The following is a 24,073-nucleotide window of genomic DNA, read 5'->3' on the forward strand; positions in this document are numbered from 1 at the left end:
AGACCGATCAGCCCAAGGGCTGCCCCTCCGTCGCCGGGAGCGATGGCTCAGATCGCGGCCTTCTCCTTCTGCCAGCGGTGCTGCCACTGGGAGATCTTCTGCCGGGCTTCGTCGACGGTCAGCTGTGCTGGGCGGTTCCAGTGCTGGATATCCGGGTCGAGGCACGACTCGGCGAGCGCCGGTGCGTCGCTCTCTTCCCAGGGGCGCAGCTGCATGTCTCTGGGAAGGGGGAAGACAGGCTGCTTGCTCTGGCTCATTAAGCCGGCGGGGACTACGGGAGGTAGGGCGTTGATCATCGGTCCATCAACATCTCGGTAGCTGTTTGCTGACCCGGGGCAGCTGAGGAGGGAACTATGGATCGCAGTGGGTGCGTCACATGATCGTGACGACTTCTCAGGCCTTTTTGCGAACTGCGAACCTTGACGACCTGGACGGGATCACTGATCTGCATACTCAGGCCCGCGCCACGTATTACCAGGCGGGTGGCCTGTCAGAGGTGGAGATCACATCTCCTGATGCGCGCGCTCGTCGGCGGGAGGCTTGGATGCGTTCCATCCAATCTGACGCCACGACGGTGCTGTGCGCGGTGCTAGAGCGCGAGATTGTGGGCACCTTAGCGATGGGCCCTCCCCTGGAATCTGCAGTAGATGCCGCAGCCGTCGGCCAGCTATACCAAATCCACGTCCGCCCCGGCTGCTGGGGGCAAGGTATCGGCAGCCAGCTGCACGCGGCATTCGTGCAGTTCCTTCGCGATGCGTCACTGGACACGGGACTGCTCGAAGTATGGGAGCGCAACACCCGGGCGCGAACCTTCTATACCCGGCACGGATGGAAGCCGGACGGGCACCCTCGGCCCGGTCCGTGTGACGCGAGCTACGTTCGCATGCGCCTCAACCTGGGTTCCGATTTCTAAAGTGTCGGGCAGCACTCCAGCTCATCAGCCACACGCTCCCGAATCTGCACCTGCGAGATCCCGTTTCGTGGTGGACCAGCCATCCACCGTACATTGACTGACAGATGTCGAACCGGCAGTCGCCGGTGCCGGTCAGGAGTCGAACGTGATGTCCAGGCCGGAGGAATAGCCCAGCCCGCCTTCGCTACCAGGCGCAAACAGCGGCCCCGAACCGGGCCAGATGGACACGGCTCGCCAGTGGAATTGGTCCTGCTGGGCCTGTTCCACCGTGAAAGTGACAGGCTGTCCGGCAGTCAGCTCACGAAAACCCTCAGCCTGGATAGCTGAGAAGTGTGCCCACACCTCGTCCGGCACGGCCGAGGAGGCAAGGACACCCCATCCCTCCTCACGGCGCCATTCGAGCACATGCCCCGCAAGCACATCGTCTGAGATCGCCTCGGACACATTTCCCCTGCCCCTGGTCGATGATCGCACAGAGTGAAACTGCTGGTCAGGCAGCACACGAGCGACCCAGTGCGTGGAAACCTACGGTGCCGACCTGAACGACACCGTCGCGTTCTTACAACCCGCGGCGACGACGCACAGGGCTTTGACCTCGGCACGGTCGGCGGTCAACTTCCGGCGTAGCTTTGCCGCGCCCCAGTCGGTGGCGTCGTGCCCGGGGGCGTCACCGAGGAGCCGGAGCTCGGGTGCGTGCCTTCGCGCCGCCGCCGCACCGGGCGGCCTCGGGGCGCCGGCCCCCGTCCGGGTGACTTCCTCAGTCGCGACGAACTCCCGGGCGGCGAGGGGCGTCTGTCCGGCTATGAAGGTCCCCGAAGAGCACCTGAGCGAGCCGGGATTGGTCGTTATCGACGTCACTGCGGCCGACGAAGCGACCGCCACCCAGGCCGCGGCGGCGCTCGGCGGGTTGTGGCTTTCCACCGGGCCCTCCGCCCCCTGGCGCACCCCCGGCGAGCCCGGCGTCACCGTCCGCGCTTACGCCGACCTACGCTGCGCACCTCTGGCGGCCGGCGACTTCGATCCCGCCAGCGGCTGAAGTCACCCCGGCGCGCGGGACGGGTGGCCGTACGCGGTCGACTGGGCATGTTTCGTTGCGCGGTATGACTTCCCACTCCCCCGAGTGACTGCCGCCGTATTCCCGGTCGGAGGGTGGCGCTACGGCGCTATCAACAGATCATGATCAAGACGACTGTCCGCGCCTTCGCGGCCGTGGCCCTCGCCCTGCTGCCCCTCACCACCCTCACTGCGCCCGCGCATGCGGCTGAGACGCTCAGCCTCCACGACGGCATCGAAGCCCTCCCCCAGGCCGCCGAAGTGCGCGACGGCTACGAACGCACCAAGTTCAAGCACTGGATCGACGAGGACAACGACGGGTGCAACACCCGGGCGGAAGTCCTCCTCGCCGAAGCCATCACCCCACCGACCGTCGGCCCGGGCTGCAAGCTCACCGGCGGGACCTGGCGCTCGTACTACGACGACACCACCGTGAACGGGCCCTCGGGCCTGGACATCGACCACATGGTCCCCTTGGCCGAAGCCTGGGACTCCGGCGCCTCCCAGTGGGCCGCCGCCCGGCGCCAGGCCTACGCCAACGACCTCGGCGCCGACCGCTCCCTGGTCGCCGTCACCGCCCGCAGCAACCGCTCCAAGGCCGACCAGGACCCCGCCCAGTGGATGCCGCCGGCCGCCGATGCCCGGTGCACGTATCTCTCCGACTGGGTCTCCACCAAGCTCCGCTGGTCGCTTACCGTCGACCGCGCCGAGCGCGACACTCTGCGCCAGCTCGCCGCCGGGTGCGGGAACACCGACGTGGAGTACGAGCGGGTGTAACAACCGGAGCTGGGGGCGTCGGGTTTCGCTGTTGTGCGCGCCCTGGACGCAGCGGTGCGCCGCAGGCAGGATCCTGCGGCGCACCATGGGTAGCCGGTCAGAGTGACCAAGCCTTACCGGCCGGGGACGGACGGGTTAGTGGTGGTGGCCCCCGTGACCGTAGTGCCCACCGTGGCGGCCCCAGGTCTTGGAGTCGACGATGCGGCGGTGGTCGTTGCGCAGGGTGGCGGTGTCGCCGTCGTTGTCCCAGACGTAGGCGCGGCGGTCCTGGTAGAGGTCGAAGCGGTTGTCACGGCCGATGCCGGTGTGGACACGGACTTGGCTGTGGCCGTTCAGGCGCACGTTGCCGAAGCGGTAGGTGTGCCCGGAGCGGTCGGACAGGGTCCATCCGCGCAGGTTGACCGGGAGGTGGCCGGTGTTCTTGACCGTCACATACTCCGCGTTCAGGCTCCGGTTGGAGCGGTCGTCGCGCCCGGGACTGTCGTACTGGATCGCTCCGAGAGTCACCGCAGAACGGTAGTGGTGCGGGGCCGGAGCGTGGCGGCCGTGGCCGGCCGCGGCGGCCGGGAGGACAGCGGTGGCTGCGAGAGCCGCAGAGCCGAAGACCGCGGCAGCAATACGTGAAGCGTTACGGGACACGAAAACCCCCTGGATACGGCGCCACGGTGGGCGCCGGAAACCGGATACCCGGCCGGTTTGACCGGGCCCCCACACAGTGACTGCCGGTCATGTCTTGGCGGAAGAAATCCGGTTTGGTGTTACAAAACACGGACATATACACAACCACTCCACGCCAGGCGCACACTCCCCCGCGCCCGCCAGCCGCAATGCGACGCCCTGTACATGCATCCAGACGCCCCAAGGGGTTAGCAGTGGTGCACAGCTCGCGGCCACCGAAGGTCGGCGTCGGCGCGCTCGCGATGGCCGGACAAGCTGAATGGGATCACCGCCGCCAAGCCCTGCGGTAATGCTCCACTGGCGCGTTCTCGTCGCGAATACGGCTTGAAGCTGTACAACCCCACAGCGTGGTGATGGGTGTCACGTAACTCCACGAGCCGGAATGCCGGTTCCGTTCCATGGATACCGTTTCGTGGAGGTATCCAGACAAACCCACTTGCGTATACGTTCCCGCCCACAACTTCTTCATGGAATCTTCATTTTTGTGGTCGGGGGATGACGGGGATGTCTGTCTTAGTGCGTCGAAGACGCTTTCATCGGGTGCTGTCGGCGGGGATAAGCGGGCTTCTGACGGCAGGTCTGCTGCCCGCGGTCCTCGGACCGTCCGCCTGGGCCGCGCCTCACCCGTCGGCCGTCGCCACGGCAGACACCACGGCAGACGCGTCGGACCCTCAGGCGCCCACCGAGGACACCGCTCTGGATCAGGCCAAGCGCACCGGGCGGGAGGTCGAAGTCACTTCCTTGCGGGGGGAGGCTGCCGATGTCGTGGCCACTCCGGAGGGCAAGCTTCAGGCCCGGCAGTACCTGCGTCCGGTCCGCACCCGGGCGTCGGGGCAGTGGAAGGACATCGACACCGACCTGGCCAAGCGGAGCGACGGGACGGTGGCGCCGAAAGCAGCAGCCGTAGGCCTGGTGTTCTCGGGAGGTGGCGACAAGCCGCTGGTGACGCTTCGCAAGGTGGGGCGCGAACTGGCGCTGTCCTGGCCGGGAACGCTGCCAGCTCCGGTACTCGACGGCGCGGAGGCCACGTACCGCGACGTGCTGCCCGGCGTGGACTTGCGGATGGGTGCGCAGGCCGACGGTTTCACCCAGCTTCTGATCGTCAAGTCGGCTCAGGCTGCGGCGAGTTCGGAACTGTCGCAGCTGCGACTCAAGCTGGCGGCCGACGGTATGGACGTGAAGGAGACGGCTGCCGGCGGCTTGGAGGCGCTCGACAAGGGCGCCGGGTCGCCGGTATTCGAGGCGCCCACCCCACTGATGTGGGACTCCAGTACGGGCGGGGATGCCGCCGCAGCCCGCAAGGGCCTGAAGTCCGTCCCGACCGCCGGGAAGACCGCCCGGGCCACCGGGCGGGCGGCCGCCGCCGGCGCCGAGGGTGACGAACCGTCCGCCGGCGAGTCGGGCAAGCTCGCGCCCGTGGGCGTGGACGTCCCGGCAGGCCAGGACCAGGTCGTCCTCAAGCCCGACGCCGATGTCCTCAAGGGCAAGGACACCGTCTACCCGGTCTTCATTGACCCGCAGTGGTCCACGCCGCGGGCGACCTCCTGGACGATGGCGTCGAAGTACTGGGCGTCCTCGCCGCAGTGGAAGTTCAACGGCGACCACGACGCCGGATTGGGCTACTGCGACTGGAATTACTGCCAGCCGAACGACACCAAGCGCCTCTTCTACCAGGTGCCGACGTCCGCCCTCGCCGGAAAGTCGATCCTGTCGGCGGAGTTCGTGGTCCGTAACACCTGGTCCGCTTCCTGCAACAAGCGGGAAGTGGAGCTGTGGCGCACCAGGCCCATCTCCACGTCGACGACCTGGAACTCGCAGAACGAGTCGGGCTTCTGGCAAAAGCAACTCGCCTCCGACAGCTTCGCGTACGGCTACGAGGGCTGTGCGGCAAAGGACGGTGAGTTCAACGTCAGGTCCGCAGTGAAGGAGGCGGCGGACAACAGGTGGCCGACGCTGACCTTCGGGCTGAAGGCTGGAAGCGAGAGCGACGGGTACGCCTGGAAGCGGTTCTCGGACAAGGCGTATTTGCGGGTGACCTACAACCGGCCGCCGCCGCAGGTGAAGCCGTCGCAGCTGCTGATGGAGTACGGCGGCAGCTGCAAGAAGTCCCCTGCTCCCGCCCGTATCCGCACCCGGGGGAAGGTGTATGCCAACAACGTCATCGACCCGGACCGGGACAACGTCCAGGTCCAGTTCCAGGCCAGCTGGGACGCCGGTGACGGCAAGGGCGGAATCGCGCGGTGGAAGCCGGGGCTGACGACGGCGAAGAAGTCCGGCTCGGACTTCGCCGTCAGCCTGCCCACCTCGATTCCGGCGAACAAGACGGTGAGCTGGGCGGTGCGGACCTACGACGGCGCACAGTATTCGCCGTGGTCGTTCGCCGGGTCGGCGGAGGCGTGCTACTTCGTCTACGACACACAGCAGCCCGCGGCACCCACGATCGGCTCAGGGGACTATCCAGCCTCCGACCCGGAAAACCCGGACGACCCCTGGTACGACGGGGTGGGCCAGTACGGCACCTTCACGGTGGCGGACACGCACCGGGACGTAAACCGCTACGTGTACGGCATCAATGGTGATCCTTCCGGTAAGAACGCAGTGACGACGGCTGGCGGCGCGGCGCGGAACATCTCCCTCCAGCCGGAGAAGCCCGGGCTGAACTTCGTGACCGTCCAGGCCTTCGACACGGCCGGCAACAACAGTGAAATACGCACCTACCGGTTCCGTGTGAAGGCCGGCCAACCCGAGCGCGCCACCTGGCAGTTCGACGAGCGGACCGGCGCCACCGCGGCCAAGGGGTCCACCCCGGCCCGGAGCGCGGGCCTGCACGGCGGTGCCATGCCCGGTGCGGAGGGCGTGGCAGGCACCGCCGTGTCCCTCAACGGCACTGACGGCTACGCGGCCACCGACATCCCCGTCGTCGACACCTCTCGCGGCTTCTCCGTCTCGGCCTGGGTCCGCCCGAGCCAGATCCCCGACCACCCGGCGATCGTCGCCACCCAACCGGGCAACAACCGGCCGGGCTTCGAGCTGTACTACTCCTCCGACCTCAAGCGGTGGGTGTTCAACCAGTACACCTCCGACAGCCCCGACGCCGGCATTGCCCGCGCGATGGCACCCCAGCCAGGCGGCGTCACCGCGAACAGCTGGACCCACCTCGTGGGCGTCTACGACAGCACGGCCAAGGTGCTGCAGCTGTACGTCGACGGCAAGCTGGTCGGGCAGACGCCGTACGCCGACGCTTGGAACGCCCGCCGGGGCCTCCAGTTGGGCGCCGGCTCCTACGGCGGAGACCCGGGCGCGTTCTTCCCTGGAGCCCTGGACGAGGTGCAGATCTTCGACAGGCCCGTCTCCGCTGGTGAGGTCACCCGCCTGTACGGCAAGGAGCGCATCCACGGGCCGGGCCGACCGGCCCGCGCGGTTTTCCCGCTCGACGAGCTGGCCGGCGCCAAGCAGGTGACCGGCCACGGCGATGTCATGCCGGCCGTCTTCCACGGCGGTGCCGAGCCCGGCAAGGCCGGGGTGGCGGGCAACGGGCTGGCGCTGGACGGCAAGGACGACTACGCCTCGGTGGACGCGGCGCACTTCAGCACCGAACGGTCCTATGCGGTCACGGCGTGGGCCCGGGTCACCGACGCCACCCGTAACCAGACGGTCGTCGCGCAGGACGGCAGCTTCCTCAGCGCCTTCTACCTGTCGTATGAGGCCTCCGGCGGTGTATGGAGCGTGCGCCTGGCCACCAAGGACGCCACCGAAGGCGGCCTGACCCAGCAACGCGTCGTCTCGAAGCAGAAGGCGAGCATCGGCAAGTGGGCGCACCTGGCCGCCGTGCATGACACGGTGGACAACACGGTGAGTCTGTATGTCAACGGCATCCTGCAGGGCAGCAGCGCAGCACCGCAGGCCTGGTACGGCGACGGCGCCCTGCAGATCGGCCGGGCCCTCTACCGCGGCGCCTACACCGACTACTTGGCCGGTCAGATCGATGACGTTCGTATCTTCGACCGCTCGGTCTCCGAGGGTGAGATGCACCAGCTCGTCCAACGGCGCCCTGTCCTGACCGGCCGCTGGCAGTTCGACCAGGCGGTCGATCCTGGGGTCAACTCCGTATCGCGGGGCCCGGCCATGACACTGGGCGGCAGCGCGAAGCAGGTGCCCGGGGCTGGATTCCTGGGTGAAGGCGGACTCGTCCTGGACGGCAAACAACAGGACTACGCCTCCAGCGCGGTGCCATTCGACACGAGCGAGAGCTTCACGGTGACCGCCTGGGTGCAGGCTGCTTCGGTGCCGTCCCGTCCTTCCGCACTGGTCAGTGCCGAAGGAACCAATGCCAGCAGCTTCGGCGTCGGTTTTGTGCCCAACCCGAAGGACCCCGCCGCAGAGGGCTTCTGGGAACTGGCCATTCCGCGGGAGGACACAGCTGACGCCGAGATCGACTGGGCCGGCAATGCGCAGTCCTTCAACAGCGTGACGGACTGGAATCACATCGCGATCGTCTACGACGGTCTCGCCAAACAGGCCCGCATTTACGTCAACGGACAACTGGGCGAGGCCGCCTGCATCGACGGAAACGGCGACGGACAGGCCGACGAGGCGGCGTGCGTGGAGGCAGTCCCCTGGGCAGAGAACGTCATCTCCTTCGAGGCTCTGAAGTCCCTGCAGCTTGGACGGGCCAAGGGCCGAGGCTCCTTCGGGGACTACTGGCCGGGCGCGATCGACGACGTGTGGACGTTCCAGGGCGCGCTCAGTGACGCGCAGGTCAGCCGGGTCGCAAGCGAGCTGGACGGCTTGCCGACCGAAGTGCCCGACGTCCCCGACGGGGGCTGATGGTGTGGCGTGCGGTCCATGGAACGCATGCCACACACCGAGCAGATTTTCCTGACGTAGGTATCCGCCGCTGCGCCATGGGCGCACATGCGGTGAGCGGCAAGGGGTGGGACGGAAATGAACGGCATGCTTGGTCTTGTCAGACGCGTACGACTGCGACGCAGACTCGCCGTGGGCATCTCCACGGTGCTCGTCGGCTCCCTGTTGCCGGTCCTGCCCGCAGCGGCGCACCCCTCTGCAGTGAGCGGATCGGGCGACCGTGTGGACGCCGGCAAGGCCGTCGCTGGCACCTACGGCGTGCGGGTCAAGCCGCGGAAGCGCCCTTTGGGACCACGCACCCCCGAGGAGCGCCCCAGGAGCGTCTGGCCCAAGGCCGCCACGGCAACCATCCGCCTCACACAGCGCGACGCCGCACCGCCGGCAACGACGGCCAACGGCAAGGGCGAGGGGCTCCCCCTGACTCTCGCTCCCGCCCAAGTCGCATCGCGACGGTCGGCGAAGGCCACAGGCACGCACCCAAGAGCGTTACCCGGCGCGGTGACCGCGCACATCCTCGGTCAGCAGCACAGTCGCCGGGCCGGCATCGAGGGAATGCTGTTCACCCTCCAGCCCGCTGGCGGCTCCACCGCGGCCGCCGGGCAGCAGCCCGGTCCGCTGCAGGTGAACGTCGACTACAGCGACTTCGCCGGTGCGTACGGCGGTGGATACGCCGCCCGGCTGCGCCTCGTGGAGCTGCCGGCGTGTGCGGCAACCACGCCGGAAAAGGATGCCTGCCGCACGGCGAAGCCGCTCGCCACCAGCAACAACACGGAAAAACACACTCTGACGGCGTCCTCCGTGCCGCTGCGGGCGAACGGGCCCACCGTCCTCGCGGCGGTCGGTGACGACAAGAGCATCAAGGGCGACTACAAGGCCACCAGCCTGGCCCCCTCCGCCACGTGGAACACCAATCTCAACACCGGTGACTTCACTTGGTCCTACGACATGGCCGTCCCCGAGGTCCCCGGCGGCCTCAAGCCGAGCGTGGGCCTGTCGTACTCCTCCGGGTCCATCGACGGCCGCACCGGCAACAGCAACAACCAGGGGTCCTGGGTCGGTGACGGCTTCGAGCTGTGGCCCGGCTACATCGAGCGCCGCTACAAGCCCTGCTCCGACGACGGGGAGAAGCACGCCGACGGGAACAAGCCCGGTGACCTGTGCTGGGGTTACGACAACGCCTTCATCTCCTTCAACGGCAAGGCCGGCGAACTTGTCCCGGCCGGCAAGGACGAGTGGAAACTCCAGAACGACGACGGCACGAAGATCAAGCGACTGGCGTCCTCCGCGCGGGACAACGGTGACAACGACAACGAATACTGGGAACTGACCGACCCCTCTGGCACCCGCTTCTACTTCGGCTACCACAAGCTGCCCGGCTGGGCGGCCGGCAAGGACACCACCGACTCGACCTGGACCGTCCCGGTCTTCGGCAACAACAGCGGCGAGGACTGCCACAAGGACGCCTTCAAGGACTCCTGGTGTCAGCAGGCCTGGCGCTGGAACCTCGACTACGTCGTCGACCCGCACAGCAACGCGATCGCGTACTACTACGACAAAGAGACCAACTCCTACGGCCGCGACCTGAACAAGGACGACGACACCCCCTACACCCGCGGCGGCTACCTCAAGCGCATCGAATACGGCCGCGCCTCCGCCGACCTCTACGCCGGCAAGCCGCTCGCCCAGGTGTCCTTCACCAACTCCGAACGCTGCCTGCCCCAGACCGGGGTCACCTGCGCCGCCGACACCATCGACGCCAAGAGCTTCTACTGGTACGACACACCCTGGGACCTGAACTGCAAGGCCGGCACTGCCTGCGACCAGGGCCGGCTCTCCCCCACCTTCTGGACCCGCAAGCGCCTGACCGGTGTCACCACCGAGGTCCTCAAGGACGGCGCCCTCACCCCGGTCGACTCCTGGGCTTTGAACCACCGCTGGGGCAAGGCCGACGTCGACTACCAGCTGGAGCTGGAATCGATCCAGCACACTGGTCGCACCGACACCACACCTCTCACCCTGCCGAAGACCACCTTCGCCTACACCCAGCTCGCCAACCGGCTCGACAAGACCGGGGACGGCTACGCCCCGTACGTCAAGGACCGCCTGTCAACCATCGACGACGAATACGGCGGCCAGATCGACGTCAACTACTCCTCGGCCGCCTGCTCGTTCGACAGCCTGCCCACCCCCGAGTCCAACACCACGCGGTGCTTCCCACAGTTCATCGGCGGAAGCTCCAGCGACGACATGGACAAGGAGTGGTTCAACAAATACGTCGTCACCTCCGTCACCACCACCGACCGCACCGGCGGCGCCCCCGACCAGGTCACCCGCTACAGCTACCTCGGCGACGCGGCCTGGCACTACGACGATGACGACGGGCTGACCAAGGAGAAGTTCAAGACCTGGTCCCAGTGGCGCGGCTACGGGCACGTACGCGTCCAGACCGGCGGTCAGGGCACTGCCGCGGACGCCATGAAGACGCAGGAGGAAAGCTACTTCCTGCGCGGCATGGACGGCGACCGCAAGGCCTCCGGTGGCGGCAGCAAGGACGTCAGCGTCGCCCTCGACGAGGGTGAGGGCGAGCCTCTCACCGACGACGCCTCCGCGGCCGGCTTCCCCTTCAAGACCGTCTCCTACTCCGCACCCGGCAAAAAGGTCCTGGCCAAGACGGTCAGCCGGCCCTGGCACCACGAGACGGCCAAGAAGGTCCGCGACTGGGGCACCGTCACCGCGAACTTCACCGGCACAGCCAGCACCCGCGCCTGGACCTCCCTCGATGACGGAGCCGGTGCGAAGTGGCGCACAACGACCACCGCCTCGACCTTCGACACCGTCGCCGGGCGTGTCAAGGAAGTCAGCGACCGCGGCGACGACAGCACTACCGACGACGACCGGTGCACCCGCACCAGCTACGCCACCAACACCGACAAGAACATCCTCACCCTGCCCGCGCGGGTCGAGACCGTCGCCACCGAATGCGGCAGCAGCCCGGACCGGTCCAAGGACGTCATCTCCGACGTCCGCACCGCCTACGACGCGGCCGGTTACGGCGCCGCGCCCACCAAGGGCGACGCCACCGCCGTCGCCAGGCTGAAGAAGCACGATGGCACCACGGCCACCTACCTGGAGACCGGCACCACCTACGACAGTTACGGACGCCCGGAGAAGGTCACCGACCTCACGGCCAACGTCACCGCCATCGGCGACAGCGCGCCCACCCGCACCGCCCGCAGCGACGGCCGCACCACCACCACGGCCTACACACCGGCCACCGGCCTGCCCACCAAGACCGTCACCACGACGCCCCCCGCCGACGCCAAGGACAGCACCACCGCCCAGACCACCACGACCGAACTCGACCCGCTGCGTGGCGTGCCCGCCGCAACCGTCGACACCAACGGCAAGCGCACCATCCTGAAGTACGACGCTCTGGGCCGCTCCGTGAAGGTGTGGCTAGCGGACCGCCGGAGCACCTCGCTGCTGCCCAACTACCAGTTCGACTACTACGTCGAAGAGGGCAAACCGGCCACCGTCGCCACCCGCACCCTCACCCCGGAAGGCGGCACCCAGGCCGTCTCCTACACCCTCTACGACGGCTACCTCCGTACACGCCAGACCCAGGCACCGGGGCCCGACGCCGGATGGCTGATCAGCGACACCTTCTACGACGAACGCGGCCTGGCAGCAAAGACCTTCGCCCCGTACTACGTGGCCAAGAAGCCTGAACGTGAGCTCTTCAAGCCCATCGATGCGCTCAGCGTCGAGACCCAGACATGGAAGACGTACGACGGGCTGGGCCGGGAGATCGAGTCACGCGACGTCGCCGGCAACGGTGAGGGAGGCAAGGTCCTCTCCGTCACCAGCACCCTCTACGGCGGGGATCGCACCACCGTCATTCCGCCCCAGGGCGGCACCGCCACCACTACGGTGACCGACGTCCGCGGCCAGACGACCCAGCTCCTGCAACACCACACCCGCGCCGCCGACGCTCCGGCCGAAACCACCCGCTACTCCTACACCCCGGCGGGCCGACTCGAAAACGTCACCGACCCGGCAGGCAACAAGTGGGCCTACCAATACGACCAGCTCGGCAACCAGACCTGGTCCAAAGACCCCGACAAGGGCACAACAAAGGCCACATTCAACGACCGCAGCCAGCAGACCTCCACCGAGGACGCCAACGGAGCCGTGCTGGCCACCGTCTACGACGGCCTCGGCCGCAAGACGGAACTGCACGACAAGACACCGGACGGCCCGCTGCGCGCCAAGTGGGTCTACGACACCGTGGCCGGGGCGAAGGGACAACTCGCCGAGTCCACCCGCTACCTCGACGGCAAGGCCTACACCAACAAGATCACCCAGTACGACCCGGTCTACCGGCCCCAGCGCACCGCCACCGTCATCCCCGACTCCGAAGGCGCGCTCGCCGGCACCTACACCGCCAGTACCAGCTTGTACGCGAACGGTCTGCCCCGAGGGCGCAGCGTCTCCCAGGCAGGCAACATCCTCGGCAAGGGCTGGAACTACACCTACGACGACCGCACGATGCGGGTGACATCTATCTACGGCACCGGCATCCGCTCCGACGCCGCCTACACGCTCACCGGCAAGCCCCTCACCTACCGGGTCGTCGGCAGCGGTAAGCCCACCCAGGTCACCAACACCTACGAGTGGGGCACCCAGCGCCTGTCCAATTCCCGCGTCGACCGCCAGGATGTCGTCGGCGTCGACCAGTCCGCCACCTACGGCTACGACCCCGCCGGCAACGTCACCTCACTCTCCGACGTCTCCCGCTCCGGCACCGACACCCAGTGCTTCACCTACGACTACCTACGCCGGCTCGCCGAAGCCTGGACCCAGGACGAAAAGACCTGCGCCGACAAGCCCGCCGGCAACCTGATCGCCGGCCCGGCCCCCTACTGGCAGTCCTACGGCTACGACACCGCCGGAAACCGCACCACCCTCACCCAGCACGACCCCACCGGTAACACGGCCAAGGACACCAAGAGCACCTACACCTACCCCAAGCCCGGCACGCCCCAGCCCCACACCCTCACCTCCGTCGACACCACCAGCCCGACCGGCACGCGCGCAAGCAGCTACCACTACGACAACACCGGCAACACCACTACGCGCCTGCTGCACGGTGATGAGCAGTCCCTGCGCTGGGACGCCGAGGGGCACCTCTCCAGCGTCACCGAACCGGCGGGCGACAGCGGCACCAAGAACACCTCCTACGTCTATGACGCCGACGGCAACCGCCTGATCACCCACACCGACGACAGGACCACCCTCTACCTCGGCGACCACACCGAAATCACCCTCGACAAGGGCGCCGACAAACCCAAAGCCACCCGCTACATCCCCCTCGGCAGCGGCAACCAGGCCGTCCTCGCCGACGACGGCACCTACACCATCACCGTCGCCGACCGCCTCGGCACCAGCCAACTCGCCATCAACGCCACCGACCAATCCCTCACCCAACGCCGCAACCTCCCCTTCGGCGGCCCCCGCGGCACCAAACCCACCCACTGGCCAGACTCCAAGGGCTACGTCGGAGGCACCGACGACACGGCCGACACAGGGCTGACCCACCTCGGGGCACGTGAATACGACCCGGAGACCGGGCGCTTCATCGCAGTCGACCCCGTCATGGACCTGATCGACCCCCAGCAGATCAACGGCTACACCTACGGCAACAACAACCCGCTCACCTTCAACGACCCCACCGGCCAAACCTTCGCCAACCCCGACGGCAGCGGCGGAACCGGAGTCGTCCACAACAGCCACGGCGGCATGCGCCTCTCCGGCTCCAAGGACTACATCCCCGGCCCCGGATCCTGCATCCAGCCCTACTGCCACACCCCCTACAACGGACCGGTCTATCGCAACGCGGGACAGCAGGCGGCCGCGCAGTACATGTGCGGATGCGAGCGGCCTGAAAGACTGGTTTTCCAGGAAAGACCACGGTCCGAGTGGTTCCCCGCTGACAGCATCGCCGGCAAGGCGGAACGCGGTGACTGGCTCGGCGCCCTCAGCGACCTCTGGAATGGACCTACTTGCCAGCCCGGCGACCTGTGCGAAAACATGGCATACGGCGTTATGCCTATTGTTCCAGGGGGTTCTGGAGGGCTGCCCAGGCAAATCCCCCAGCGCGCTATCCCCAGCGGGCCAGGGCTCAGAACCATCTCAGAGGCCAAGCTCAGCCCGAACGATGCTCGACGTATCCAAAATGCCGCGGACAAAATGGGTTACCCAATAATTGTGGTCGGGAGCCGCGTCGGCGCCAAGGGCGGCCCTAACCCTACGTCAGACTGGGATTACATATTGAGCGGCCCATCAAGAGCGAGAAGCCGAGTAAAGAACTCCCTACCGAGGGGGAGTGGTGACGGCGAGGGAAGCGGCAGAGGTCGCGATTTCTTTCAGCGCTACAATCCAAGTCGTCCGGACTATTCAGAATTGGATCCGACGCGCCCCCACGTCATATTCCAGCCCAGAGAAAGGTAACGCCATGAAACCCTCGGAACGAATCATCAACGAAATGGCCCAAGGGCTCTTCTCCCTAGAGGAGGGCGTGAAATGGTTCTCCTCACTAGAGGAGGACGACAAAAAGGAAGTACTGCATGAAATCGTTCGCTACGCCATGCAGGCCCACATCACAACGCAGGACGGCCGGGAAGGCGTGGTCAAATCCGGCGTGAAGCCCACCATGACCCCTGCGGTGTTGATCACCCGAGAACCCATCGTCGAGCGGATGGGGACCATCATCAATCTTCCAGCGGCGGAGAACACGAAGGCATTTCGCGTGCTCATCTCTGCTTTCTCCGTGGCAGACACGCGCCGCAGGGAAACGGAGTGCCGGGGAGTCTGCAGTCACGAATGGCATAATCTGGAGTAAATGCCACATGGGGCTCACCAGGGACCGCTCACTCAGCTTTTCCGAGCTGCTGAGCCGGGCCAAGGATGCGGGCATTTCACTGCGCCCCCGCGGGACGCAGACAGGTCCGCTCAGGGCTGACCACCTCCGCAAACTCCGCCTCGGCGACTTCCGCGAGAAGATTTCCGAATCCGTGGGAGCGAGGGATATGCAACGAATCAGGACTACTTCGATGCGCAGTAGCCGGATGGGGCTCGCCTGCTTCGTGTGCGGCCTGGCCCAAGGGGTCCCTCCGTGGGGAGACGATGGGAAAACTCCGACTTTCGATATCTGTCCCTGCTGCGGCTCGGAATTTGGATACGAAGACGCCACAGATGCTGGCGTGTTCAGAGCCCGAAGGCGTTGGAGTGAACGCGGATACGCATGGGAAGACCCGAAAGCCAGGCCCGAAGGGTGGGACTTCGGAGTCCAGCTCCAAAACGCGCTTCAGAAGAATGGGTAGATACTTCGGAGACCAGGTGAGGGGTTATGCTCACCCCGTTTCTCCCCCTGGTCAAGGTGCTGCCGTTTCCGGTAGTGGCGTAGGCCGTCCTTGACAGCAGCGCAACCGGCCGCCGGCGCCCCTCATTCTGAGGATCTTCTTGCTCCACCTCGCGGCGCCGCGGCCGGGAAGTTGATGGCTTGACCTTGCCGCCCGAGCCGGGCGTGGGCGTCCGCAGAGGACCGCGCCAGTTTGGTGGCTCATCGCATTTAAGGGTGTAGGTGGGGTCTGAATCCACCGGTTTCAAGCAAGCTCCGGGCGATGTAGTTGGTGAGGTTCCGGAAGCCCAGGGCGGAGCCGCGGAGGTGCTCGAGGCGCCCGTTGATCGCTTCGGTCGGGCCGTTGCTGGTACCGGGGCGGTCGAAGAACGCAAGAACGTCGGCCGCCGCGTGACTGTGTCGCGCACCACGCCCTCCGACCCGCACTTCCAGCACCACGGATCCGACTCGGCGACTCGGCACTCGATCACCGCCTGATCCAGCTCAAGGCGTTGCCCGACGGCTTCCAGACCGAGTTCATCGAGACGGCAGAACGTGGTCAGACAGGGCGCGGCGAAGATAGCGTGGAGCATGTCGAGGCCTTTCGGATGGTAGACCTCGACGCCTACCCGCCAACACCCTCAACTGCGAAGAGCCAGTTTGGTGAGCTGCGTCTTGCCAAGGCCAGGGATGAGGTACAGGTTGACGCAGGCGGAGTAACGGGTGCGGGCGTTCTCGCGGTGGACGGCGACGTTCTCCACCAGTACGTCAGGTAGGCGCCGACGCTGCCCTGAGCGGACGGGACGGGGAGACCCTCGAGCAGGGAGTGCCAGGTCGCCGGCAGGTCCATCGGCGGTGGTCACCAGGCATCGCCCGGGGGATCTGCATTCGCCGTCTGCACCCCATCGGGATGTCGGTCGATCCAGTGGAGACCACCGATGTCGAGGCGGGTGCGGGTGCGGGTTACGGCGACGTAGGCAAGGCGGGCTTCGGCGTCGTCGATGGGACGGGGAATGGGACGACCGGAGTCGTCCTGCTGATCGCTGTCGGGTGGAGGTTGGAAGTCGTCGGCGATTCTCACGGTCGGCCATTCTCGACCTTTGGCCTTGTGTGCGGTCGAGACGGTGACCTGCGCCTGGTTTTCGTCGGTGAGTTGGTTGACTGCGGCGAGAATGGCGCCTGTGCCGTGTTTGTCGACGAGATCGACCAGAGGCTGCAGGTCGCGGCCTGCTGGGTCGTGGCAGGCGTAGTCCTGCAGGTCGCCCCAGGAGGTGAACAGCACGAGTTCGGGGTGGCTGGTTCGACGCCCTTCCTTCAGGTCCCGGGCGGCGAGGGCAAGGGCGCGGAGGCTTTCTTCCCCGCCGACCAGGGCGACGCGGTAGCCAGCGTCCAGGAGTTGGATGACTTCGGTGATGGCGCCGACGTTGGTGCGACACAGGACAACGTCCGGCTGAGTGACGGGTCCGAGTTCGGTGGGTACGTGAGCGCTGCCTTGTAGGCGGATCGGTGCGTCAGCGATGGCAAGCCAGCGGTTGGCCTCGTCGGCCAGGCAGGGGCCGAAGCGGAAGGACTTCGACAGGGCCAGGGCGGTGCCGTTGAAGCCGGTCATGACGTCTTTGGCGCCCCGCCATTGGTAGATGGCTTGGGCGGAGTCGCCGACCATGACCAGCTGGGCATGGCTGCGCTGGTTGTTGAAGACCTGCTCGACGACGGGGTTGGTGTCCTGGGCTTCGTCGAGGAGGAGGAAGTCCGCGTCGATCTTCGGGTTCGTGAGGGACCAGATCTTGAGGTAATGGTCGTGGTCGAAGCGGACTTTACCGTCATCGGGGTGCTGAAGGTCGCCCCAGGCCTTATGGGCGAACGGCGTGATGAGCTGAGCGAGTTGTCGATGCAGGGTCTGGTCTTCCAGGCCGCGTAGACGGGGGACGTGGTGGTGATTGATGGTGGGGTCCGCGGAGTGGCAGAAACGGGTGACGGTGCGCAGGGTGGCGTAGGAGAGGGTTTTGGGTGAGAGGTCGCGTTCGCCGATGCGGACGTACTTGGTGATGCCCAGGTCTTGTCCGGTCTGCCAGGCGGGGCGGCGTGGGGCGTTGAGGCGGCGGGCGTAATGGTGGCCGATGGCGGCGAAGGCCAGGGCGTGGGCGGTCTTGCAGGTGACGGTGTTAGGGAAGCGGGTGGCGGCGTCGCGGGCGATGGCTTTGTTGTAGGCGATGTAGCGGCCGAGGCGTTTGGTGTTGTGGGCGAGCAGGGCGAGGGTGGTGGTTTTGCCGGTGCCGGCGCCGGCTTGAAGGGCGAGGTGGTCGCCGGCGTGGAAGTGGTCTGCAGCGGCGGCTTGTTCGTCGGTGGGGTTCAGCACTTGGGTTCCATCTGGACAGTTCGGGGTTGGGTGCCAGCTTGGGGCGTTGCTGATCTGGTGAAGCGCTTGAGTAGCGGATGCGTGATGGCGGGTGTACCGGATGACCGTGTGGTCCGTGGTTGTGGTGCGCGGGGCTGGGGTGTGGCGGTGGGCTGAGCCGCGGGTATCAGTTGCTGCGTCCGCGGTGCCGGATGACGGTGGGCAGGCGGGGGTGCATGTACGAGTGGTGGAGCAGCGGGTCGAAGACCTCCCACTCGGCGAGCGCGAGGTCGGCGGCCTGCGAGGCGGCTGCGTGGAGGGGGCAGCGTTGAGTGCGCCAGCGCAGCTGCTCTGTGTAGGGCAGCTGGCCCAGGTCGTAGACGGCCATCTCGGATGCGGGAAGGGTGAGTTGGCCGTGGGTAGGCGCGGCTGACATGAGTGTCCAGGTTCCCGTCGGTGTGTCTGGGGTGAGGACGGGGTGGGTGCAGCGGTGGCGTAGGCGAGTCTGTGCGACGCACTGGATGTCACCGAGGGGGCGCGGGGCGAGGTAGCGGCAGTACAGAAGCTGCACCACGGGTCGGGCGGGCTGGCACGGCGTGGTGAGTGGGTCTGGTGCGGGTTCGGTGGGGTGTGGGGTGAAGGCGCCGGCGTCGAGCAGGCGTCGGGTGCGCAGGGCGAGGTGGCGGCGTAGTTCGGCGAGCTGTGGGATGAGTGGCGCGGTGGCGGGGAGTGCGGGGCAGAGGGTGGTGTGGGGGACGCGGCACCAGGGTGTGCCGTCGTGTGCGGGGTGGGCGATGCCGGAGCTGACATGCCAGCGGCATCGGGCGGGAACGGCGGCCGCGGTCATCTCGTGCGGATGGAGGCCGATGGGGTGCTGGTTGGTGCGGGTGTACCAGTCGATCCGGTTGCCGCAGTCGCGGCAACGGGCTGACTGAGCCGCGCACGGCAGACGGCTGGGGCTGTCCGTAGCGACGCGCAGGGCGCGCGGAAGGTAACGGGGGCGGACGGGGCTGCCGTCCCATCGGCGGGCTGGCAAGGCGGTGGTGGAGCGCATGGCCGTGAAAGTGACAGTCGGCGCGCCGGAATCGCGGTGCCCATGCCGTCCGCATCCCACGGATGGCTCACTCGTGGCGTGAGTTCATTCGATTCACGTCTATACGTTCGTGGTCAAGGCCCGGATCGGGTGATCTGCCCAGGGGTGGGGCAAGGAAGCTATTCGGCGGGGTCGGCCGGCGGTGTGTGGCCGTCGCAGAGGGCGCCGAAGAGGTGCTCGATGGAGACGTCGAGGGCGTGTGCGAGGGCGTGCCAGGTCTTGAGGGTGCCGATGGTGCGGCCTTGTTCGATCTCGATGAGGGTGCGTCTGGCCAGGCCACTGCGGTGTGCGAGTTCGTCGTAGGTCCATCCGCGCTCGCCCCGCAGCCGTCCCAGCTCCAGGCGCAGGGCGGTGAGGTTGGGGTCGGGCGGGAAGATCGTCACCTTCTTATCCGAAGGTGCAGACCCCTGCCCTGTCAGTGCAGACCTCTGCCCTATTTCTGCAGGTGGCGGCAGCGAGAGGGAGGGCAGAGGTCTGCACTACCGTTCCGCCCACCCCTCCCCCGCCACCGCATCGAGGACCAACTCCTCTGACGCGGATGAGACAGAAAGGTCTGCAGTCATGAGGCTGTGCGCGACCGGACCGACCGTGCGCCGCACCTGGACGGTCGAGCTGCGACCGCAGCACGGCGGCACCCTGATGACCTGCCCGCAATGCCCCGCGGGCATCAGGCCCCTACCTCTGGCAACGGCGGCAGCGCTGCGGCCCGCCGTGGTTACTCACCTGGCCGGCCATGCCCGGCGCGACGCTCTGCCGGCGCACTTGCGCACCTGCCGGTGCCGCGAGCGTGGCTGCCCGTGGCATCCACGCCACCGCGGCTGCTCAGGCCCCATCTCGCTGGTGCTGACCTGCGAGCACGGCGGACGCCTGTGGCGCCTGACCGACGCCTGCACCGCCTGCGCACACGCCACCGCACACAGCGCCATCGTCCCGGAGTCGACGCTGACGACGTCCCCTCCCCTGCCTCGTCTGCCAAGGCGGTGCCGGACAAGGAGAGAACCTCGGGAACCTGGGTCCGCAGTGCGGGTCCGGGAGATGCTCAGCTACCTCGCAGCTGCTCTCCCGCCACCCACTACCGCGTCCGCCCGGTTGCTGGCTGTGCAATGCGCCCTGCGCTCCAACAGTCCGGGGAGACTCTGGATGCCCACGGGCCTGCTCAAGGGGCTGCGCATGGGGCCCGGATCAGCACCATGGCAGGAGCTGGAACAGGCCCGGTGGCTGTGCCGTCTGCCGACTGCACCCCCCTCGGGACGTTCCGGAGTCGCGGCACAACTCCTCGATGCCACCATCCTTACCCAGGCACCCGGACTCAGAGATCGCGCTCGCGCCGCCGACTGGGCACTTGTACGAGCAACGCAAACGCGCCAACGCCCACGTACGCCGCACCGGCCAACCCTGGCCCCACGAACACGCACTCGCAGCACTCGACCCCTGGTGGAACCCGCCCTGGAGAATCAGCTGGCAACACACCTACACCGGTCTCCGCTCCACCCTCACCGAAGAACAGCGCCCGTCAGCAAGCCAACGCCGCTGGCTCACCACTCAGCACACGAACTGGCACACACTCCACACCGACCAACGCACACTCCTGACCGCTATCAGCCTCAACCCCACGAACGAGCACTCACCAGCGACCCATCCAAAGTGAGCAGCAACCAAAAGACCTGAACATTCATCACGAGCGATCAAAAACACCACGTCAAACCCACACACTGCCATCCACTGCCACAACCAGCCATCAGCACGGAGCCCCATCACGACAACCAGCTATCTGAACACTCCAGCTCAGACAGCTACAACACACACATGATCACTGGGTGCGGACATCACTGATACGCAGTTTCAGGCTGCGCTGGTGTTGGGGGGTGAAGGCCGGTCGGATGAGGTGCGTGGGGTCCGGCTCGCCGCTTTGCAGACGGCTTTGGTGAAAGCATCCGCGGAGGGGAATTTCCGGCGCACGCTGGTGTTCCACCACGTCGTCAAGGAGGCCGAGGCGTTCGCGGCCGGCCTGCCGGATGTCGCCGCGCAGCTGCACGCTGCCGACCCTGAGCTGTATCCGGGTGCCATCCGGGCCGACTGGTTGTGCGGCGAGCACAAGCCGCTCCATCGCCGTCGCGTGCTCGCTGAGTTCGCTGAGGGCATCGCCGCGGACGGCACGGTGGTGGAGAAGAGCTATGTGAGTTCGGCGAAGGTCTTGGGTGAGGGCGTCGACACCAAGAACTGCGACTCCGTGTACTTCGCGGACGTGCGCGGTTCGATGCCGGACCTGGTCCAGGCGGTGGGGCGTGCCCTGCGGATGCAGCCCGGCCAGGGCAAGGTCGCCAGTCTGGTGGTGCCGGTCCTGCTCGGGCCCGGAGAGACGGCAGAGACCATGCTGACCTCCAAGGCGTACGGCGGGCTCGCGAAGCTGCTGGAGGCGCTCAGGGCGCACGATGCCAGGATCGTGGAGGCATTGGCCGAGCCGCAGGCGCAAAGCCGTACCAAGGGCGTACAGAGCCGCTCGGGGGGCCAAGACGGTGAGGGAGTCGGGGGCGGGAGGGGCAGCTGCGGACTCTCGGCGCCGGCGCGGGCGCTGCTGAAGTTCTCCACCCCCCGTGACCCTGCCCTGCTGGCCGCATTCATCAATCTGCGCGTCGTCAACCCCGAGCACGAACACTGGCGCCGCGGCGTGGAGGCCGCCGCCCTCTACAACCGGCTGCACGGCAACTTGCGGGTGCCGTTCACCTACCGCGTGCCCGCCGGGGACCGGGAGGCAGAGACTGAGGCTGAGGGGTGGCCGGCCTCACTCAGGAGCTTCCCGCTGGGACAGTGGGTTGCCGACGCCCGGCGGCTCTACGCCCGCGGCGAGATGAACACCGACCGCATCGAACAGCTCGAGAAGCTCGGCATGGTCTGGTCCCACTTCGACCTCGCGTGGGAGGAAGGCCTCGCCGCCGCGCGGGGATGGACCACCGCACACGGGCACCTCCTGGCCCCGCTGGACGCCACCCACCAGGGCTACCGGGTGGGCATCTGGCTGAAGAACGCACGGGCCGCCGCCCGGAAGGCGCAGGAGATCGAGCAGCGGCGCGCCGAAGGCCTACCGGTGGAGTCCTCGGCCGGGGCCATGACACAGCAACGGCGCGAGCAGCTGGAGGACATCGACCCCTCCTGGTGCCCGGCATGGCCCGTGACCTGGCAACGGCGCTTCCACCTAGTGCGGCTGCACCTGGATGAGGGCGGGACGCTGCCCACCGCCGCGGGCGATGTCGTACGCCAGGGCGAGGATCTGGGGCGGTGGGTGACATCGGTCCGGCACGGCTGGGACAAGCTCACAGGCGTGCAGCAGTGGATGTGTGAGCAGGTCCTCGGGATCGAGCCCGCGACGGGGGACGAGAAACCAAAGCCGCGGACCAGCCAAGCCGACAAATGGGCCACCAACCTCGCCGCCGCCCAACAATTCTACGAACGCGAAGGACACCTGAACGTCCCCCGCAAACACATCGAGACACTCACCACCGGCGGCGAGGAGAACAACGGCAGCAGCGAAGACCAAGAGCGGCGGGAAGAGCGGCGGGACGTACCGCTGAAGCTCGGCGCATGGATCAACAACCAACGAAGCAGAGCCGCAACCCTCACCCCCGAACGCATCGAGCAACTGTCCGCTGTCGGCATGAGGTGGACATAGGGCACGGCCAGAGCCGGGCGTGGACTCGGTAGGTAAGCTGCGCCGAGGTGCCCGCCTCCTACGCACTGCTGGCCACGCAGCGGACAGGCGAAGCGATCCAGGCGTGGCAGCAGGATGCGGTCGAGCGGGCGCGGGCGGCAGCCCGCAGCATGTTCGCCGGCCTCATGCCGGGATCCACCGGCACCAACATGGCCGACGAGATCGCCGAGAAGGTCCCGCCGCCGGGCTACTGCCGCCAGAGGTAGGGAGCGGGCGACAGATGGACGGTGGGCAGCATGCCTGGCCGCGCCGGGCAAGCGTTCACGGCGACAGCCGGGACCACACCGTCCGCCCCCGCCGCGCGGGCTGGTGGGAGATGGCCTGCGGCCAACTGCCCGTGCGCACCAAAGACCTCGAACGTCCCTTGTGCGGGCGCCCCTGCCCGGCGTGCGCCCGCCGCGTGGCCGACGACGCCGACCCCGCCGCTGCCGCGGCTCGCGTCCACAACACCACGGTCGACCGGCGCGAGGCCGCCGGACAACCACCGCTCCCCGGCACCGAACTCCACCAGGCCCCTCAGCAGCCGCACGAGCCCAACTCGGGCCAGGAGTACGGCAGCAGGACGTCCTCCAGCACGGCCCGCAGAGCCGGCCGCCGCGACGCCGCCCGCGCGTACCGCTCCTCCCGGCGCACCCGCACGCCGATCACCGGCCAGTGCACCCACCAGCGCCGGATGCGGGAGTCGTCTTGGGCCACCAGTTCCTCCGCGCGGCTCGGACCGCTTCCCCGCAGGATTGCGGCCGCCCTGCGGCCGCTCACCCGTGAAGTCGCCTGCTGGGGATGCCACTGCACCGCCACTCCAGGGCGGCGGCATTCACTCGAGAGCCTGCGCCCAGAGGACCGGGCACTTCGGCAAATGCGGGAAGCCGTGCTCGGTCTGGCCATCACGATCCGCGCGGTCGGCGTGCCGTGTCCGGGGACAGGGTGCGGCTGCCTCTGAGCAGCGCCTTGAGGTAGGCGGTGTGCGCGGTGAGCAGTGCGATGGCGCGGTCGGTTCCGCCCGGCAGGAACGGCAGCACGATCAGCGCCGGAACCGCGGCGGCCAAGGCCAGCAGGACGGCCGGGGTGAGGAGGGCGACCAGCAAAACGCGCTGGATCGCGCCGAGCGCGGAGGGCGGGGGCAGGAACGGGATCGTCATGGCCCCCATCAAAAACGCCGCTCTTTCAGGTTTAGACCGACCGGCAAATGGGTGGGCAGGGCTGCCCAGACGGCCCGAACGCAAGGCAGGCACGAGCCTTGAGTGATCATGGAG

16 protein-coding genes and 2 pseudogenes are annotated in these 24,073 nt (G+C 67.5%); 8 read left to right on the forward strand and 10 right to left on the reverse strand.

The window, feature by feature from the left end; genetic code table 11:
• Positions 1-47: 47 nt before the first annotated feature.
• On the reverse strand, positions 48-215 hold the full coding sequence (locus DY245_RS41990; protein WP_128512378.1) for a GNAT family N-acetyltransferase: 168 nt from the start codon (positions 213-215) through the stop codon (positions 48-50).
• 161 nt (positions 216-376) lie between these two features.
• On the opposite strand from DY245_RS41990, the gene DY245_RS41995 reads away from it, so the two are divergent.
• A complete protein-coding gene (locus DY245_RS41995) occupies positions 377-913 on the forward strand; it encodes a GNAT family N-acetyltransferase (protein ID WP_128512379.1) in 537 nt (178 codons plus the stop codon).
• A gap of 132 nt (positions 914-1,045) precedes the next feature.
• Here the strand turns inward: DY245_RS41995 and DY245_RS42000 are convergent, their stop codons facing one another.
• A complete protein-coding gene (locus DY245_RS42000) occupies positions 1,046-1,357 on the reverse strand; it encodes a cold-shock protein (RefSeq protein ID WP_244943601.1) in 312 nt (103 codons plus the stop codon).
• 358 nt (positions 1,358-1,715) lie between these two features.
• Here DY245_RS42000 and DY245_RS42005 point away from each other — a divergent pair, with 358 nt between their 5' ends.
• The gene (locus DY245_RS42005) at positions 1,716-1,949 is read left to right on the forward strand and encodes a DUF6207 family protein (protein WP_220377999.1); all 234 of its coding nucleotides are present in this window, start codon (positions 1,716-1,718) and stop codon (positions 1,947-1,949) included.
• A 140-nt stretch (positions 1,950-2,089) separates the two neighbouring features.
• Positions 2,090-2,743, forward strand: a complete 654-nt coding sequence (locus tag DY245_RS42010) for an HNH endonuclease family protein (protein WP_128512380.1) — start codon at positions 2,090-2,092, stop codon at positions 2,741-2,743.
• Positions 2,744-2,878: 135 nt separating this feature from the next.
• On the opposite strand, the gene DY245_RS42015 is transcribed toward DY245_RS42010, so the two are convergent.
• A complete protein-coding gene (locus DY245_RS42015) occupies positions 2,879-3,382 on the reverse strand; it encodes a lamin tail domain-containing protein (protein ID WP_128512381.1) in 504 nt (167 codons plus the stop codon).
• Positions 3,383-3,925: 543 nt separating this feature from the next.
• Here DY245_RS42015 and DY245_RS42020 point away from each other — a divergent pair.
• The 3 genes from DY245_RS42020 (at position 3,926) to DY245_RS42030 (ending at position 15,188) form a co-directional block, all read left to right on the forward strand.
• The gene (locus DY245_RS42020; protein ID WP_128512382.1) at positions 3,926-8,248 is read left to right on the forward strand and encodes a LamG-like jellyroll fold domain-containing protein; all 4,323 of its coding nucleotides are present in this window, start codon (positions 3,926-3,928) and stop codon (positions 8,246-8,248) included.
• Positions 8,249-8,365: 117 nt separating this feature from the next.
• Positions 8,366-14,797 (forward strand): RHS repeat domain-containing protein, encoded by a 6,432-nt coding sequence (locus DY245_RS42025; RefSeq protein ID WP_425329520.1) that lies wholly within the window; start codon positions 8,366-8,368, stop codon positions 14,795-14,797.
• Between the two features lie 4 nt (positions 14,798-14,801).
• Positions 14,802-15,188: a DUF5958 family protein gene (locus tag DY245_RS42030; protein ID WP_128512383.1), complete on the forward strand. Its 387-nt coding sequence runs from the start codon at positions 14,802-14,804 to the stop codon at positions 15,186-15,188.
• Positions 15,189-15,917: 729 nt separating this feature from the next.
• On the opposite strand, the pseudogene DY245_RS42040 reads toward DY245_RS42030, so the two are convergent.
• The 5 genes and pseudogenes from DY245_RS42040 to DY245_RS42060 all read right to left on the reverse strand — a co-directional run.
• Positions 15,918-16,094: pseudogene (locus DY245_RS42040) on the reverse strand (transposase); the annotation flags it as partial.
• Between the two features lie 239 nt (positions 16,095-16,333).
• Positions 16,334-16,500: pseudogene (locus DY245_RS48665) on the reverse strand (site-specific integrase); the annotation flags it as partial.
• A gap of 45 nt (positions 16,501-16,545) precedes the next feature.
• Complete coding sequence (locus DY245_RS42050; RefSeq protein ID WP_128512394.1) at positions 16,546-18,039, reverse strand: UvrD-helicase domain-containing protein; 1,494 nt, start codon at positions 18,037-18,039, stop codon at positions 16,546-16,548.
• A 169-nt stretch (positions 18,040-18,208) separates the two neighbouring features.
• Entirely contained in the window at positions 18,209-19,075 is an 867-nt protein-coding gene (locus tag DY245_RS42055) for a DUF6083 domain-containing protein (RefSeq protein WP_128512384.1), read from the reverse strand.
• A gap of 158 nt (positions 19,076-19,233) precedes the next feature.
• Entirely contained in the window at positions 19,234-19,497 is a 264-nt protein-coding gene (locus tag DY245_RS42060) for a helix-turn-helix transcriptional regulator (protein ID WP_128512385.1), read from the reverse strand.
• 1,541 nt (positions 19,498-21,038) lie between these two features.
• Between DY245_RS42060 and DY245_RS42065 the strand changes: the two genes are divergently transcribed.
• Positions 21,039-22,781 carry a helicase associated domain-containing protein gene (locus DY245_RS42065; RefSeq protein ID WP_244943602.1) on the forward strand — a complete coding sequence of 581 codons (1,743 nt, stop codon included), beginning with the start codon at positions 21,039-21,041 and terminating at the stop codon, positions 22,779-22,781.
• A 47-nt stretch (positions 22,782-22,828) separates the two neighbouring features.
• Positions 22,829-23,026 (forward strand): hypothetical protein, encoded by a 198-nt coding sequence (locus DY245_RS42070; protein ID WP_128512387.1) that lies wholly within the window; start codon positions 22,829-22,831, stop codon positions 23,024-23,026.
• A 310-nt stretch (positions 23,027-23,336) separates the two neighbouring features.
• On the opposite strand, the gene DY245_RS42075 is transcribed toward DY245_RS42070, so the two are convergent.
• Positions 23,337-23,516, reverse strand: a complete 180-nt coding sequence (locus DY245_RS42075) for a hypothetical protein (protein ID WP_128512388.1) — start codon at positions 23,514-23,516, stop codon at positions 23,337-23,339.
• A 188-nt stretch (positions 23,517-23,704) separates the two neighbouring features.
• Positions 23,705-23,959, reverse strand: a complete 255-nt coding sequence (locus tag DY245_RS42080) for a dTMP kinase (protein ID WP_244943603.1) — start codon at positions 23,957-23,959, stop codon at positions 23,705-23,707.
• Positions 23,960-24,073 lie beyond the last annotated feature (114 nt).

Origin of the sequence: Streptomyces inhibens (assembly GCF_003389455.1) — a bacterium.
Taxonomy (GTDB): domain Bacteria; phylum Actinomycetota; class Actinomycetes; order Streptomycetales; family Streptomycetaceae; genus Streptomyces; species Streptomyces inhibens.